The following is a 14,491-nucleotide window of genomic DNA, read 5'->3' on the forward strand; positions in this document are numbered from 1 at the left end:
CCCATGCCTGAACGCCGTACCGTCGCACTCGTCACCCTTGGCTGCGCCCGTAACGAGGTGGACTCGGAGGAGCTCGCAGGCCGTTTGGAGGCGGACGGCTGGCAGCTCGTGGAGGACGCCGAGCAAGCGGACGTCGCCGTCGTGAACACCTGCGGCTTCGTCGAGGCCGCCAAGAAGGACTCCGTCGACGCCCTCCTGGAGGCCAACGACCTCAAGGGGCACGGCAGAACCCAGGCCGTCGTGGCGGTGGGCTGCATGGCCGAGCGGTACGGCAAGGAACTCGCCGAGGCCCTCCCCGAGGCCGACGGCGTGCTCGGCTTCGACGACTACTCGGACATCTCGGACCGCCTCCAGACCATCCTCAACGGCGGCATCCACGCCTCGCACACCCCGCGCGACCGGCGCAAGCTGCTGCCGATCAGCCCGGCGGAACGCCAGGAGTCGGCCTCCGACGTCGCGCTGCCCGGGCACGCCCCGGCCGACCTTCCTGAGGGCCTCGCCCCGGCCTCCGGCCCGCGCGCTCCCCTGCGCCGCCGCCTGGACGGTTCCCCGGTCGCCTCTGTGAAGCTCGCCTCCGGTTGCGACCGGCGCTGCTCCTTCTGCGCCATCCCGTCCTTCCGCGGCTCCTTCATCTCCCGCCGCCCCAGCGACGTGCTGAACGAGACCCGCTGGCTGGCCGAGCAGGGCGTGAAGGAGATCATGCTGGTCTCCGAGAACAACACGTCCTACGGCAAGGACCTGGGCGACATCCGCCTGCTGGAGTCGCTGCTCCCCGAGCTCGCCGAGGTCGACGGCATCGAGCGCATCCGCGTCAGCTACCTCCAGCCGGCCGAGATGCGGCCCGGCCTCATCGACGTGCTGACCTCGACCCCGAAGGTCGCGCCCTACTTCGACCTGTCCTTCCAGCACTCCGCGCCCGGCGTGCTGCGCGCGATGCGCCGCTTCGGCGACACCGACCGGTTCCTGGAGCTGCTCGACACCATCCGCGGCAAGGCCCCCGAGGCCGGTGTGCGCTCCAACTTCATCGTCGGCTTCCCCGGCGAGAGCGAGGGCGACCTCGCCGAACTGGAGCGATTCCTGAACGGCGCCCGGCTGGACGCCATCGGCGTCTTCGGCTACTCCGACGAGGAGGGCACCGAGGCGGCGACCTACGACAACAAGCTCGACGAGGATGTCGTAGCCGAGCGGCTGGCCCACATCTCGAGGCTGGCCGAGGAACTCGTCTCGCAGCGTGCCGAGGAGCGCGTCGGCCAGACGGTCCGGGTCCTCGTCGAGTCCGTCGACGGCGAGGACGGCGAGGACGGCGTGTACGGCCGTGCGGAGCACCAGGCGCCCGAGACGGACGGCCAGGTGCTGCTCACGAGCGGCGCGGGGCTGAGCAGCGGCCGTATGGTCGAGGCGAAGGTGGTCGGCACGGAAGGTGTCGACCTGGTGGCCGAGCCGCTGCAGGGCTCGTTCACGTCGCCTGCGTGGAGTGAGGAGGCGGGCAGATGACCGGTGTCCCGGCATCCGCGGCGGGAGGCGCCTCCGGCGCGAGGAGGGCAGCGGCCGGAGCGGGCGCTGCGGCCTCCGCGTCGTCCGTGGCCCCCGTGACCCCCGGGGCGGCGGCCGGGCATTCGGCCGCGCGCTCGGCCGATGGCGGGACGCCCGGTGCGGGGCCCGGTGCCTCGTCCGACGTGGGTCACGGCGAGGCTGCCGCGGCGGCGCCGGGTGCCGATGAAGCGGTTTCCGGTGAAGACGCCGACTTCGACGCCCAGGGGGAAGGGAAGACCCCCCGGGGCGGGAAGATCGCCGCCGCGGCCGTCAACCAGGCCAGCGTCTGGAACATCGCCAACCTCCTGACCATGCTCCGGCTGGTCCTCGTTCCGGCCTTCGTCGCGCTGATGCTCACCGACGGCGGTTACGACCCGGCGTGGCGGTCCCTCGCCTGGGCGGCCTTCGCCGTCGCCATGATCACCGACCTGTTCGACGGTCATCTGGCACGCACGTACAACCTGGTCACGGACTTCGGGAAGATCGCCGACCCCATCGCCGACAAGGCCATCATGGGGGCGGCGCTGATCTGTCTGTCCGCGCTCGGCGATCTGCCCTGGTGGGTGACCGGTGTCATCCTCGGCCGGGAACTCGGCATCACGCTGCTGCGTTTCCTGGTCATCCGGTACGGCGTCATCCCCGCCAGCCGCGGCGGCAAGCTCAAGACCCTCATCCAGGGCGTGGCCGTGGGCATGTACGTGCTGGCACTGACGGGATGGCTGGCCACGCTGAGGTTCTGGGTGATGGCCGCGGCCGTCGTGCTGACCGTGGTGACCGGCCTCGACTATGTGAAACAGGCCATTGTGCTGCGCAGGCAGGGAATCGCCGAGCGCAAGGCCGCGTTGGAGGAGAAGGAAGCGTGAGTTCCACGGCCACCGACGTGGTGCGACTACTCACTGTGAAGGGCGAGACGCTCGCCGTGGCGGAGTCGCTGACCGGTGGCCTCGTTGCGGCGGACCTCACCTCCGTCCCCGGGGCGTCCAAGGTCTTCCGGGGCTCCGTGACCGCCTACGCCACCGATCTGAAGCATGAACTGCTCGGTGTCGACGCCACCCTGCTCGCGGCGCGTGGGGCGGTGGATCCGCAGGTCGCGGCCCTGATGGCAGCGGGCGTACGCAAGGCGCTCGGCGCCGACTGGGGCGTCGCGACCACCGGCGTCGCGGGCCCCGAGCCGCAGGACGGACAGGCCGTCGGCACGGTCTTCGTCGCCGTGGACGGACCGGACGGAGTCGATTCCGGTTCTGCCGGCGGCGGAAAAGTGGAGGCTCTGCGGTTGAACGGCGACCGCGCGGAAATTCGTAGAGAGAGTGTACGGAGCGTACTCGCACTGCTCCTGAAGGAGCTTGCGGGCGAACAGACTGGGAATGAGCGGGCACAGGATACGGAACGGAACGGGGGGTTTTGATGTTTGCAGCCCTGAGTGAACACGACATCGCTCCCCGCACGGCCGCGGCGCAAGGCGGTACGGTGGGGCGTAATGGATGCGGCTACGCGGTCCGAGGAGGGAGCCACCGATGATTCTGCTCCGTCGCCTGCTGGGTGACGTGCTGCGTCGGCAGCGCCAGCGCCAGGGCCGTACTCTGCGCGAAGTCTCCTCGTCCGCCCGAGTCTCACTCGGCTATCTCTCCGAGGTGGAGCGGGGGCAGAAGGAGGCTTCCTCCGAGCTGCTCTCCGCCATCTGCGACGCGCTGGACGTACGGATGTCCGAGCTCATGCGGGAAGTGAGCGACGAGCTCGCCCTCGCCGAGCTGGCCCAGTCTGCTGCGGCCACCCCCAGCGAGCCTGTTCCCACGCCGGTTCGCCCGATGCTGGGCTCCGTCTCGGTGACCGGTGTGCCACCGGAACGGGTGACCATCAAGGCGCCTGCCGAAGCGGTGGACGTCGTCGCCGCGTGAGGCTCTGCGCTCACACGGCATGACCAAGGCCCCGGCCGGGCCTCTCCGGAAGATCCGGAGGGGTGCCGCCCGGGGTTTTCGCTTGTTCGGGGCCGCCCACGGGTCTCGTGCCGCTTCTGCGGGCCGTGTCCGGTGTGTGTGCGTTTGCCGGTGGGGCGTGCGGCGGTCATCGTTGAGGTGATGGCGGGGGCAGTCCTCGGAGGTGCGGATGTACGTCGTGAAGAGCCCGTTGTCGGACGCGAACCTGAAGACCGTGTCCGAGGCGCTGCAAGGCGCCCTCGTCGATCTGGTGGACCTCGCCCTGGTGGCGAAGCAGATCCACTGGAACGTGGTGGGGCCGCGCTTCCGTTCCGTGCATCTCCAGCTCGACGAGGTCGTCGACACCGCACGGAAATACTCCGACACCGTCGCCGAGCGTTCCGCGGCCCTCGGAATCTCACCGGACGGGCGGGCCGCGACGGTTGCCGTCGGCAGCGGGATCGGGGTGACCCCCGAAGGGTGGGTCGATGACACGACTGCCGTGAGCGCGCTCGTCGAGGCGCTCGGTGCGGTCATCACGCGGATGCGGGAGAGGGTCGAGACGACCGGTGAGCCGGATCCCGTAAGCCAGGACATCTTCATCGGGATCACGGCGGACCTGGAGAAGCATCACTGGATGTTCCAGGCCGAGAACGGGTGACGGAGAGCGCGGGAGCGAGTGACGGGCCGGGCGGGCGAGAGGTCACCGCTCGGCCCGCAGGAGTGCGCGACCTGGGCGGTGTGCGTGTGCGCGGCCCGAGCCGGAGGGACCGTGCGCCCGTGTGCCCGTCGTGCGCCCTGTCCGCGGTCCCGGGCCGCTCCATAGCGTCGGGCTGGGGGTGGCGGCCGTGGCGGGCATAGCACACTGGGGGAGCCGGCACTGGGGGGTCCGCGGAGCCGTGCTAGGGCTCGGGGCGCTGTGGTGGTGGGCCGTGCTGCGGCTGCTGGCCACGCCCGAGGCGGGGGCGCTGGAGGCGGCGGTCGCGGCCGGGGGATGGGGGCTGAGCGTCCTGCCCGTACATTGCGTGCCCAAGGGGAGGGCGCGGGGGGTTGTAGGGGCAGGACGCTGGCGGAAGGTCTGGGGGGTGGGCAAGGCGGTGAGCCGGGGGATGGTGGAGCGGCGGGGGTGAGCGTTGGGGGACTGTTGGGGTGACTGTGTGTTTGGGGCGTGGTGTGGTCGCTCGTGCGGGGGTGCTGCGGCTGTGGGGGCGGTTGTCCCGGGGGCATAGTGAAAGGACCCCTTAGGACCGGGGTGACGGCTGGGGCGGGGCGCCTGGGTGCAGGGTGCGGCGGTGTGCCTGGGTCCGTGGGGCGTTGTGTGGTCGGTGATGTGGTCGCTCGTGCGGGGGTGCTGCGGGGCTGTGGGGGCGGAGTTCCTGGGTGCATGGGGGGCTGTGGGGGTGCCAGTCCGGGGAGATCGGGGGCGGCGGCCAGTAGGGGGCCGGGCGGGCGCTGGGGGGAGACGGGCCGGGCCCGTGTCACCACGGCATGGCCACTCCTCCGTTCGGGCGGAGGATCTGGCCCGTCGTGAAGGCTGACGCGTCGCAGACCAGGTGGAGGACCGCGTGGGCGATGTCCTCGGGCTCACCGACCCGGCGCAGGGGGGACATGCGGGCCATGGCGGACTCGGTGTGCGTCTGGGACTCAACGTCGTGGCGGTCGGTCATGGGTGTACGGATCCAGCCCGGGGCGACCGCGTTGACGCGGATGCCGTACCGGCCGACCTCTGTCGCCAGGGTCTTCGTCAGCTGGACCACCGCCGCCTTGGCCGCCCCGTAGCAGAGCAGCCCGGGTCCGCCCGTGTCGACGGCGCCCGAGGCCATGGTGACGATGCTGCCCCGGGTGCCGCGGGCGATCATCAGACGGGCCGCCTCCTGGCAGGCGTACAGCACCCCCTTGAAATTGACGTTCAGCACCCGGTCGAGATCCTCGTCACGGGTTTCCAGCACCGGGCTCCGGTGCATGATCCCGGCGATCGCGGCCAGGGCGTCCAGGCGTTCGCAGGAGGTGAGGGCCTGCCTCAGCAGGGTCCGATCGGTGACGTCGAGGCTGTGGGTACGGGCTGTGCCGCCCCTGTCCTCGATCAGGATCGCGGTCTCGCGCAGACCCTCGGTGTCACGGTCCGCGCAGTGCACGGTCGCGCCCGCCTCGGCCAGCAGGAGCGCCGAGGCGCGGCCGATGCCGCTCGCCGCGCCGGTGACGAACGCGGTGCGGCCGGTGAGGTCGTACGCCGTGACAGGCATACGGGGACCGTACGAGCGTTTCTGACGGATCGTCAATTGATGTGACTGCGCCGCCGGCCGGGAGAAGCGGCCGGGGCGGGGCCCGGCTGACAGGTGGGGCACCAGTAGGTGGGGCGCTCGCGGGCGCCGTCGCCCTGCTCGGCGACGCGGATCGAGGTGCGGCATCGCAGGCACGGGCGGGGTGCCCGGCCGTAGACGAAGAGGTCCTGGCCACGGCGGCCCGTCGTGCTGCGGATCGGGCGGTCGCGGTTGGCCTCCAGCAGCTTCTTGGCGAGCCCCGGCAGCTTGGCGGCGCGCTCGGGGGGCAGGGCACCCGCGGGGAGCCAAGGCGTGACGCCCAGCAGGAAGCAGAGTTCGCTCTTGTAGACATTGCCGATACCGGCGAGGTTGCGCTGGTCGAGCAGGGCCTCGCCGAGCTCCCGGGCGGGATCCTGGAGGACGTTGGCGAGGGCCCGGTCGGGGTCCCAGTCGGGACCCAGGAGGTCGGGCCCCAGATGGCCGACCACGCGGTGTTCGTCGGTGGTGCGCAGGATTTCCAGGACGGGGAGGCGGTAGCCCACAGCCGTGCGGTCGGTGGTGCCGAGGATCGCGCGGATCTGATGGCCGGGGCCGCCGGTCCAGCGTTGGCCGTTCCCGTACACCTTCCAGGTTCCGTCCATCCGCAGGTGGGAGTGGAGCGTCAGGCCGCCTTCGATGCGGGTGAGGAGGTGCTTGCCGCGCGGGGTGACGTCCCGGACCGCGCGGCCGGTGAGGTCGGCCGTGGCGAAGCGGGGCACCCTGAGGTCGCTGCGGGTCAGCACCTTGCCCGCGAGGGCGTCGTGCAACCGCCTCGCGGCCTGCCAGACCGTGTCACCTTCGGGCATGGGTCAAGGGTGGCACGGCGGACGTGTGAGCGGCCGGAGCGGCTGTGGGCGGGTGACCGTCAGGCACGCAGACGCAGTCCTCGGGGCGTCGCGATGAAACCGGCTCCTTCCAGGAGGGTGCCGATGGGGGAGGTCAGGGCCTGGGCGCCGTTGACGCGCTCCACCGTGACCGTGCCGAGAGAACCCGCGCGGGCAGCGGCGGCGAGGGCCTCCGCGGCGCTGCGCAGGCGTGAATCGTCGACGGGGTCGCCGTGCGGATCGGTCGCCCAGGCCAGCAGGGTCTTGCCGCCGCGTTCCATGTAGAGCGTCAGTTCACCGTCGACGAGCACCACCAGGGAGCCCGCCTTGCGGCCCGGCTTGTGCCCGGCGCCGGTCGGAGGCTCGGGCCAGGCCAGGGCGGCGCCGTACGCGTTCGCCGGGTCGGCGGCGGCGAGGACGACGGCCCCGGAGGCGCCGTCGGAGCGGCCCCGGCGGCCCGGGAACCCCTGGTCGTACGCCGCCCGCCCGCCGTTCTGCCACGGCGGGGCGTAGTCGCGGGGCGAGACCCACTCGCCCCGCGACGGTTCGGGAACCTCGTAAGGGGAGCCCAGGTCGGGGAAGCCGTCGGGGCCGGGGGCGTCGGTGTGGTCGTGGGAGGGGACGGAGTCGTCCGGTCCGGCGAAGTCATGGGTGGGGAACGGGTCGGGTGCGGAGCCGGGGGGCGGACCGGGCAGGGCCTCACCGCGATCGCGGGCGTTGGACACCGCGCGCAGACGGTCCACCGCGCCGTCCATCGCGAACTGCGCCGCGCCCAGGCCCTCCACCACGTAGCCGCGACGGGCCTGGCCGCTCTCCTCGAAGACGGACAGGACGCGGTACGTCGCCGAGAAGCCGCCCTCGACGCCCTCCGCCGAGACCGCGCCCCGGGTGACCACGCCGTGCCGGTCGAGAAGCGTGCGGGCGAGGGCGTGGGCCCGCACGGTGGGGTCCGGCTCGTGGGCCGGGAGCAGGGACCAGCGGCCGGCGACCGTCGGCGGGCCGGAGCGGGAGGCGGTGCGGGCCGCCGCCGTCAGGGAGCCGTAGCGGCCGCGCGGGACGGTGCGCTTGGCGCGGTGGGCCGTGGACCCGGCGGTGCGGCCCGAACCGAGCAGCGAGCGCATGGGGGTGAGCGTGTCGTTCGTCAGACGGCCCGACCAGGCCAGGTCCCACAGGGCGTCGGCCAGCTGCGGGTCGGTGGCTTCCGGGTGGGTGGTGGCGCGGACCTGATCGGCGATCTGGCGGAAGAACAGGCCGTAGCCGCCGGAGAGGGTGTCCAGGACCGACTGGTGCAGGGCGGTCAGCTCCAAGGGGTGCGGGGGCGGCAGCAGCAGGGGGGCCGCGTCGGCCAGGTAGAGGCAGACCCAGCCGTCCTTGCCGGGGAGGGAGCCCGCCCCGGCCCAGACGACCTCCCCGGCGGCGGTCAGCTCGTCCAGCATCGCCGGGGTGTAGTTCACGACCCGGGAGGGCAGGACCAGCTTCTCCAGCGCGGAGGCGGGCACCGACGCGCCCTGCATCTGCTCGATGGCGCGGACCAGCCCGTCGATGCCGCGCAGGGAGTGCCCCTTGCCGATGTGCTGCCACTGCGGAAGGAACTGGGCGAGCGCGGCGGGTGGCACCGGCTCCAGTTCGTGCCGCAGAGCGGCCAGGGAGCGGCGGCGCAGGCGGCGCAGTACGGCAGCGTCGCACCACTCCTGACCGATGCCGGCCGGGTGGAACTCGCCCTGGACGACCCGGCCCGCCGCGGCGAGTCGCTGGAGGGCGCCCTCGGTGACGGCGACACCCAGGCCGAAGCGGGCGGCAGCCGTGGCCGAGGTGAACGGGCCGTGGGTGCGGGCGAAGCGGGCGAGGAGGTCTCCGAGGGGGTCCTTGACCGGCTCCGTGAACGCTTCCGGGACGCCGACCGGCAGGGCGGTGCCCAGAGCGTCGCGCAGGCGGCCCGCGTCCTCGATCGCCGCCCAGTGGTCCCTGCCCGCGATCCGGACCCGGATGGCCCGGCGGGTGCCGGCCAGCTCCTTGGCCCACTGCGGTTCGGCGCCCCGCTCGGTCAGTTCCGCGTCCGTGAGCGGGCCGAGGAGACGGAGGAGGTCCGCGACGCCCTCGGCGTCCTTGACACGCCGGTCCTCGGTGCGCCACTGAAGCTCCTGCTCCAGCTCGGCCAGCACCTCGGCGTCGAGCAGCTCGCGCAGCTCCGCCTGCCCCAGCAGCTCGGCCAGCAGCCGCGAGTCCAGGGACAGGGCGGCGGCGCGACGCTCGGCCAGCGGGGAGTCGCCCTCGTACAGGAACTGGGCGACGTAGCCGAAGAGGAGGGAGCGCGCGAAGGGGGACGGCTCGGCGGTGGTGACCTCGACCAGGCGGACCCTGCGGGACTCCAGGTCGCCCATCAGCTCCACGAGCCCCGGCACGTCGAAGACGTCCTGGAGGCACTCGCGGACCGCCTCCAGGACGATCGGGAACGAGCCGAACTCGCTGGCGACCTGCAACAGCTGGGAGGCGCGCTGCCGCTGCTGCCACAGCGGGGTGCGCTTGCCCGGGGTGCGGCGCGGCAGCAGCAGCGCGCGGGCGGCGCACTCGCGGAAACGGGAGGCGAACAGGGCCGAGGTGCCCACCTGGTCGGTGACGACCTGGTCGACCTCGCCCTTGTCGAAGACGACATCGGCGGCACCCACGGGTGCCTGCTCGGAGTCGTACTCCCGGCCCGCCTTCACCGGCTCCTGGTCCAGCAGGTCCAGGCCCATCAGGTCGGCGTCCGGCAGGCGCAGCACGATGCCGTCGTCGGCATGCATGACCTGCGCGTCCATGCCGTACCGCTCGGAGAGCTTGGCGCCGAGAGCGAGTGCCCAGGGGGCGTGCACCTGGGCCCCGAAGGGGGAGTGCACGACCACCCGCCAGTCGCCGAGCTCGTCGCGGAAGCGCTCCACGACGATCGTCCGGTCGTCCGGGATGTGGCCGCAGGCCTCGCGCTGCTCGTCCAGGTACGACAGCACGTTGTCCGCCGCCCACGCGTCCAGGCCGGCGGCGAGGAGGCGCAGGCGGGCGTCGTCCTTGGACAGCGAGCCGACCTCGCGCAGGAACGCGCCCACCGCCCGGCCCAGTTCCAGCGGGCGGCCCAGCTGGTCGCCCTTCCAGAAGGGCAGCCGGCCCGGCACGCCCGGGGCCGGGGAGACGAGCACGCGGTCGCGGGTGATGTCCTCGATGCGCCAGGAGCTGGTGCCGAGCGTGAAGACGTCGCCGACGCGGGACTCGTAGACCATCTCCTCGTCGAGTTCGCCGACCCGGCCGCCGCCCTTCTTGGGGTCCGCCCCCGCGAGGAAGACGCCGAAGAGACCGCGGTCGGGGATCGTGCCCCCGGAGGTGACGGCGAGCCGCTGTGCGCCGGGGCGGCCGGTGATCTCACCGGTGACCCGGTCCCACACCACGCGCGGACGCAGCTCCGCGAACGCGTCGGACGGATAGCGGCCCGCCAGCATGTCGAGGACGGCGGTGAAGGCCGACTCGGGCAGCGAGGCGAACGGGGCGGCCCGGCGGACGGCCGCGAGGAGGTCGTCGAACTGCCAGGTGTCCAGGGCCGTCATGGCGACCACCTGCTGGGCCAGCACGTCCAAGGGGTTGGCGGGCACCTTCAGCGACTCGATGGAACCGGTGCGCATGCGCTCGGTGACCACCGCCGCCTGCACCAGGTCGCCTCGGTACTTCGGGAAGACCACACCGGTGGAGACCGCGCCCACCTGGTGCCCCGCCCGGCCCACACGCTGCAGGCCGGAGGCGACGGACGGCGGCGACTCCACCTGCACGACCAGGTCCACCGCGCCCATGTCGATGCCCAGTTCGAGACTGGACGTGGCCACGACCGCGGGCAGGCGCCCCGCCTTGAGGTCCTCCTCGACCAGGGCACGCTGCTCCTTGGACACCGACCCGTGATGGGCACGGGCGATGACCTGGGGGGCGCCCTGGGCCGCTCCCGAGCCGCCCATGAGTTCGGCGGGGGAGTGGTGCTCGTCGAGTGTCTCGCCCGTGGCCCGTTCGTACGCGATCTCGTTCAGGCGGTTGCAGAGGCGCTCCGCGAGACGGCGGGAGTTCGCGAAGACGATCGTGGAGCGGTGGGACTGGACGAGGTCGGCGATCCGCTCCTCCACATGCGGCCAGATCGACGGGCGCTCGGCGCCCTCCTGGCCGTCCGCCGCCGGGGAGCCGCCCAGCTCGCCCAGGTCCTCGACCGGGACGACCACCGACAGGTCGAACTCCTTGCCCGATGCAGGCTGGACGATCTCCACCCTGCGGCGCGGCGAGAGGAAGCGGGCCACCTCGTCCACCGGCCTGACCGTGGCGGACAGGCCGATACGGCGGGCGGGCTTCGGGAGGAGGTCGTCCAGGCGCTCCAGGGACAGCGCGAGATGGGCGCCGCGCTTGGTGCCGGCGACCGCGTGCACCTCGTCGAGGATCACCGTCTCCACACCCGCCAGCGCGTCGCGCGTGGCCGACGTGAGCATCAGGAACAGCGACTCAGGGGTCGTGATCAGGATGTCCGGCGGGCGGGTCGACAGAGCGCGGCGCTCGGCCGCGGGGGTGTCGCCCGAGCGGATGCCCACCTTGACCTCGGGCTCGGGCAGGCCGAGGCGCACGGACTCCTGACGGATACCGGTCAGCGGGCTGCGCAGGTTGCGCTCGACGTCCACCGCCAGGGCCTTCAGGGGGGAGACGTACAGGACGCGGCAGCGCTTCTTGGGGTCGGCGGGGGGAGGAGCCGAGGCCAGCTGGTCCAGGGCTGCCAGGAAGGCCGCCAGGGTCTTGCCGGAGCCGGTGGGGGCGACGACCAGCACATCCGAGCCCTCGTGGATGGCCTGCCACGCACCGGCCTGGGCAGAGGTGGGCGCGGAGAAGGCACCCGTGAACCAGGCGCGGGTCGCGGGGGAGAAGCCGTCCAGGGCTCGGTGCGCATTGCTGGGCATGCGTCCATCGTGCACCTCGGCACTGACATCGGGGCTTCGCCGCCTCGCGGCCTGCCCCGTCGCCGTGGGATGCGGGCCGGGGCCGGGCCGCGGAGTGCCACCGCCGCGGACCATGGTCGGATGAACGAGCGCGCACGGCATTGGCAGTACGACGAGCTGCCCGGGGTCGACCTGCTGCGGGCCCGGTACGTGCGCAAGACGTTCGTGCGGCACACGCACGAGAACTTCGTGATCGCCGCCATCGCCGACGGGGTGGAGGTGTTCCACCACGGTGGGGGCGATCAGTACGCGGGCGCCGGCGCTCTCGCACTGGTGAACCCCGATACGCCGCACACCGGACGGGCCGGGGTGCCCGAAGGGTGGCGGTACGGGGCCGTGTACCCACCGGTCGACGTGGTGGCGGAGATCGCCGCCGAGACGACGGCGCTGCGGGGGACGCCGGGCTTCGTCAGCCCGGTGGTGGACGATCCGTACGCCGTCGCTCTGGTGCACCGGGTGCTGCGGGCCGCCGACGAGGGCGACGCGCTGGCCGCGGACACACTGCTGCGGGTCGCCGTCACCAGATTGCTGCGGCTGAACGGCGGGCCCTTGCCGCGGCGGGAGGTGCGGACGGCGGGAGCCCGTGTCGCGGCACGCGCGCGTGCCGTGCTGGAGGAGCGGATGGTCCGGCCGCCGACACTGGAACGGCTGGCGGCCGGTCTCGGTACCAGCCCGTTCGCCCTGTTGCGGGCCTTTCGGGACCTCTACGGGATGCCGCCGCACGCCTGGCTCACCAACGCGCGGGTAGGGCGGGCGCGACGGCTGCTGGACACGGGGACGGCACCCTCCGAGGTCGCCGTGGCCGTCGGGTTCACCGACCAACCGCATCTCAACCGGCACTTCAGCCGGATCGTCGGCGTGCCTCCGGGGGCGTACCAGCGGGAGCGCAAGAACGTACAAGACCCGAGGTAGCCGCTGCCCGTAGCGTGCGGGGTGTGGCAGATCGGACAGTTCTCGAAGATATGGACCTCGGTGGGAAGGCGGACCGGGCGGTCGTACGCGACGCCCTGGGTGTCGGGGTGGCCGTGGGGCTCTCCGGGTTCGCCTTCGGAGTGACATCGGCAGGCAGCGGCCTCACGCTGCTGCAGACGTGCGCGCTCAGTCTCCTGGTGTTCACCGGGGCCTCCCAGTTCGCCCTCGTAGGGGCCCTCGCGGCGGGAGGCAGCCCGTTCACCGCCGCCGCCGGGGCCTTCTTCCTGGGCGTGCGCAACGCCTTCTACGGTCTGCGTCTGTCGCAGTTGCTCGCCCTCCCGCGCGCGGTGCGGCCGTTCGCCGCCCAGTGGGTGATCGACGAGACGGCCGCCGTCGCGCTGGCCCAGCCCACTCGGCGCGCCGCACGGCTCGGGTTCGTCGTGACCGGGCTGAGCCTCTACATCCTGTGGAACCTCACCACGCTGCTCGGGGCCCTGGGCGCCGAGGCCATCGGGGACACCGACGCGTGGGGACTGGACGCCGCCGGACCCGCGGTCTTCCTGGCCCTGCTCGCACCGATGCTCAAGAGCCGCACCGAGCGGGCGGTCGCCGGTCTCGCGGTGCTGCTGGGGCTCGGGCTGCTGCCCGTGCTGCCGGCGGGAGTGCCGGTGCTGCTGGCCGCGCTGGCGGCGCCGGTCGTGCTGTGGGCGGAAGGCCGCCGCAAGGGGCAGCGCGAGGGACAGGGAGACGCGCGGTGAACGTCTGGATCGCGATCGGGACGACCGTCCTGGGGTGCTACGCCGTCAAGCTGGCGGGACTCCTGGTGCCCGCGGGGGCTCTGGAGCGTCCCCTCGTCAAGCGTCTCGCCGCGCTGCTGCCCGTCGCGCTGCTGGCGGCCCTCACCGCCCAGCAGACCTTCGCCGACGTGCGGACACCGGTGCTGGACGCACGGGCCGCCGGCCTGGCGGCCGCGGCCGTGGCGCTGCTGCTCAGGGCTCCGTTCCTGCTCGTCGTCGCCGCGGCCGTGGTGGTGACCGCGGGGGTGCGGGCCATGGGGGCGGGATGAGCGCGGGCTGATCAGTCGACGGTGCGACCGTACGCCCGGAGCACGCGCAGGGCGTCGATCGTCACCACCGGGCGGGCCTCCAGGGCGGGCGCCGGGGCCCAGCGGCGCCACCGGACGGGCCAGCCGCCGTCCTCCTGCTGCTGGGACGCGAGGTGGTCCAAGGAGCGGGTCATCTCGTCGTCCGTGAACCATGCGCGCGCGAGCGAGCGCGGTGTCCGCGCGTAGTCGTACGGGAAGTGGTGCTCGCCCGGCGCGTAGCCGTGGGAGACCGGATACGCGTCCAGACGGTCGGGATCCAGGGCCGCGAGGCGGTGTTCGCGGACCAGGCGGCCGAGCCGGTCGGCCGCCGCCTGCGCGCGCGGGCGGTCCGGGGCGGCGTCCAGGAAGGCCACGGCGGCCTCGATCTCGTACGGGTGCGACTTCTCCAGCGACTCGACCGCCTGCCAGCAGAAGTCCGTGGCCCGGAACAGCCAGGCGTGCCACACCTCGTTGCGGTGCAGCAGCCCCACCACCGGCCCGGTCGCCAGGAGGTCGCTGGGTGGGTCGTCCAGCACCGTCACGAAGGGAGCCGTGGGGTAGCCGTGCTGGCTGGGGTGGATCGCCGGGAGGGCCCCGTCCGCCGTGGAGACCGACGTCAGGTAGCGGCAGATGTGCTCCACCCGCTGGCCGGCGCAGCGCCCGACCGCGTCCAGGACGCGCAGGGCGTGCGCGGTGTGCAGCGGCTGGCTGACCGGGCCGCGCAGATCGGGCTCCAGCGCGTGGCCGTAACCGCCGTCCTCATTGCGGTAGGCGTCGAGGGCGGTCTCCACCGGGTCGGCGGAGCCACCCCGGAAGTCGTGGGCGAAGCGGTGCTGATCGAGCACACGTGCGGTGAGCCAGACGAAGCGCTCCGCGCGCGTGACGGGGCTGTGCCGCGGGGGCGTCGGGGGGAGTGTGGAAGCTCCGGTTTCGGCCATGG

Annotated in this window: 13 protein-coding genes; 9 read left to right on the plus strand and 4 right to left on the minus strand. The window is 73.0% G+C overall.

Features of this window, described 5'->3' with window-relative positions; all coding sequences use genetic code 11:
• Positions 1–3: 3 nt before the first annotated feature.
• The 6 genes from rimO (at position 4) to ABTX62_RS09535 (ending at position 4,576) form a co-directional block, all read left to right on the plus strand.
• Positions 4–1,494: a 30S ribosomal protein S12 methylthiotransferase RimO gene (gene rimO / locus ABTX62_RS09510; protein ID WP_352115618.1), complete on the plus strand. Its 1,491-nt coding sequence runs from the start codon at positions 4–6 to the stop codon at positions 1,492–1,494.
• Complete coding sequence (pgsA, locus tag ABTX62_RS09515; protein WP_352115619.1) at positions 1,491–2,396, plus strand: CDP-diacylglycerol--glycerol-3-phosphate 3-phosphatidyltransferase; 906 nt, start codon at positions 1,491–1,493, stop codon at positions 2,394–2,396. Before rimO ends, pgsA begins: the two co-directional genes overlap by 4 nt.
• A complete protein-coding gene (locus tag ABTX62_RS09520) occupies positions 2,393–2,938 on the plus strand; it encodes a CinA family protein (protein ID WP_352115620.1) in 546 nt (181 codons plus the stop codon). Before pgsA ends, ABTX62_RS09520 begins: the two co-directional genes overlap by 4 nt.
• A 109-nt stretch (positions 2,939–3,047) precedes the next feature.
• The gene (locus ABTX62_RS09525) at positions 3,048–3,428 is read left to right on the plus strand and encodes a helix-turn-helix domain-containing protein (RefSeq protein WP_003993396.1); all 381 of its coding nucleotides are present in this window, start codon (positions 3,048–3,050) and stop codon (positions 3,426–3,428) included.
• A 208-nt stretch (positions 3,429–3,636) separates the two neighbouring features.
• Entirely contained in the window at positions 3,637–4,107 is a 471-nt protein-coding gene (locus ABTX62_RS09530) for a Dps family protein (RefSeq protein WP_283972770.1), read from the plus strand.
• A gap of 187 nt (positions 4,108–4,294) precedes the next feature.
• Positions 4,295–4,576: a hypothetical protein gene (locus ABTX62_RS09535; RefSeq protein WP_502997927.1), complete on the plus strand. Its 282-nt coding sequence runs from the start codon at positions 4,295–4,297 to the stop codon at positions 4,574–4,576.
• A 348-nt stretch (positions 4,577–4,924) separates the two neighbouring features.
• On the opposite strand, the gene ABTX62_RS09540 is transcribed toward ABTX62_RS09535, so the two are convergent.
• The 3 genes from ABTX62_RS09540 to ABTX62_RS09550 are packed head-to-tail and all read right to left on the minus strand — an operon-like array spanning position 4,925 to position 11,516.
• On the minus strand, positions 4,925–5,689 hold the full coding sequence (locus ABTX62_RS09540; RefSeq protein WP_352115621.1) for an SDR family NAD(P)-dependent oxidoreductase: 765 nt from the start codon (positions 5,687–5,689) through the stop codon (positions 4,925–4,927).
• A 32-nt stretch (positions 5,690–5,721) separates the two neighbouring features.
• Positions 5,722–6,552: an Fpg/Nei family DNA glycosylase gene (locus ABTX62_RS09545; RefSeq protein ID WP_352115622.1), complete on the minus strand. Its 831-nt coding sequence runs from the start codon at positions 6,550–6,552 to the stop codon at positions 5,722–5,724.
• Positions 6,553–6,611: 59 nt separating this feature from the next.
• Positions 6,612–11,516, minus strand: coding sequence for an ATP-dependent helicase (locus tag ABTX62_RS09550; protein ID WP_352115623.1), 4,905 nt, complete (start codon positions 11,514–11,516; stop codon positions 6,612–6,614).
• 120 nt (positions 11,517–11,636) lie between these two features.
• On the opposite strand from ABTX62_RS09550, the gene ABTX62_RS09555 reads away from it, so the two are divergent.
• The 3 genes from ABTX62_RS09555 to ABTX62_RS09565 are packed head-to-tail and all read left to right on the plus strand — an operon-like array spanning position 11,637 to position 13,533.
• Positions 11,637–12,467, plus strand: coding sequence for an AraC family transcriptional regulator (locus tag ABTX62_RS09555; protein WP_502997928.1), 831 nt, complete (start codon positions 11,637–11,639; stop codon positions 12,465–12,467).
• Positions 12,468–12,490: 23 nt separating this feature from the next.
• Positions 12,491–13,225, plus strand: a complete 735-nt coding sequence (locus tag ABTX62_RS09560) for an AzlC family ABC transporter permease (protein ID WP_352115624.1) — start codon at positions 12,491–12,493, stop codon at positions 13,223–13,225.
• Complete coding sequence (locus ABTX62_RS09565) at positions 13,222–13,533, plus strand: AzlD domain-containing protein (protein WP_352115625.1); 312 nt, start codon at positions 13,222–13,224, stop codon at positions 13,531–13,533. The genes ABTX62_RS09560 and ABTX62_RS09565 overlap by 4 nt, the downstream gene beginning before the upstream one ends.
• Before the next feature lie 11 nt (positions 13,534–13,544).
• On the opposite strand, the gene ABTX62_RS09570 is transcribed toward ABTX62_RS09565, so the two are convergent.
• Complete coding sequence (locus tag ABTX62_RS09570; protein ID WP_352115626.1) at positions 13,545–14,489, minus strand: prenyltransferase/squalene oxidase repeat-containing protein; 945 nt, start codon at positions 14,487–14,489, stop codon at positions 13,545–13,547.
• Positions 14,490–14,491: the final 2 nt, after the last annotated feature.

Source organism: Streptomyces sp. NPDC096046 (genome assembly GCF_040303285.1).
Lineage (GTDB): Bacteria > Actinomycetota > Actinomycetes > Streptomycetales > Streptomycetaceae > Streptomyces.

Excerpts from the sequence above, each read along its gene's own strand:
- rimO (WP_352115618.1), top strand. The coding sequence starts at position 4 with ATGCCTGAACGCCGTACCGTCGCACTCGTCACCCTTGGCTGCGCCCGT.
- pgsA (WP_352115619.1), top strand. The coding sequence starts at position 1,491 with ATGACCGGTGTCCCGGCATCCGCGGCGGGAGGCGCCTCCGGCGCGAGG.
- ABTX62_RS09525 (WP_003993396.1), top strand. The coding sequence starts at position 3,048 with ATGATTCTGCTCCGTCGCCTGCTGGGTGACGTGCTGCGTCGGCAGCGC.
- ABTX62_RS09530 (WP_283972770.1), top strand. The coding sequence starts at position 3,637 with ATGTACGTCGTGAAGAGCCCGTTGTCGGACGCGAACCTGAAGACCGTG.
- ABTX62_RS09540 (WP_352115621.1), bottom strand. The coding sequence starts at position 5,689 with ATGCCTGTCACGGCGTACGACCTCACCGGCCGCACCGCGTTCGTCACC.
- ABTX62_RS09545 (WP_352115622.1), bottom strand. The coding sequence starts at position 6,552 with ATGCCCGAAGGTGACACGGTCTGGCAGGCCGCGAGGCGGTTGCACGAC.
- ABTX62_RS09550 (WP_352115623.1), bottom strand. The coding sequence starts at position 11,516 with ATGCCCAGCAATGCGCACCGAGCCCTGGACGGCTTCTCCCCCGCGACC.
- ABTX62_RS09555 (WP_502997928.1), top strand. The coding sequence starts at position 11,637 with ATGAACGAGCGCGCACGGCATTGGCAGTACGACGAGCTGCCCGGGGTC.
- ABTX62_RS09570 (WP_352115626.1), bottom strand. The coding sequence starts at position 14,489 with ATGGCCGAAACCGGAGCTTCCACACTCCCCCCGACGCCCCCGCGGCAC.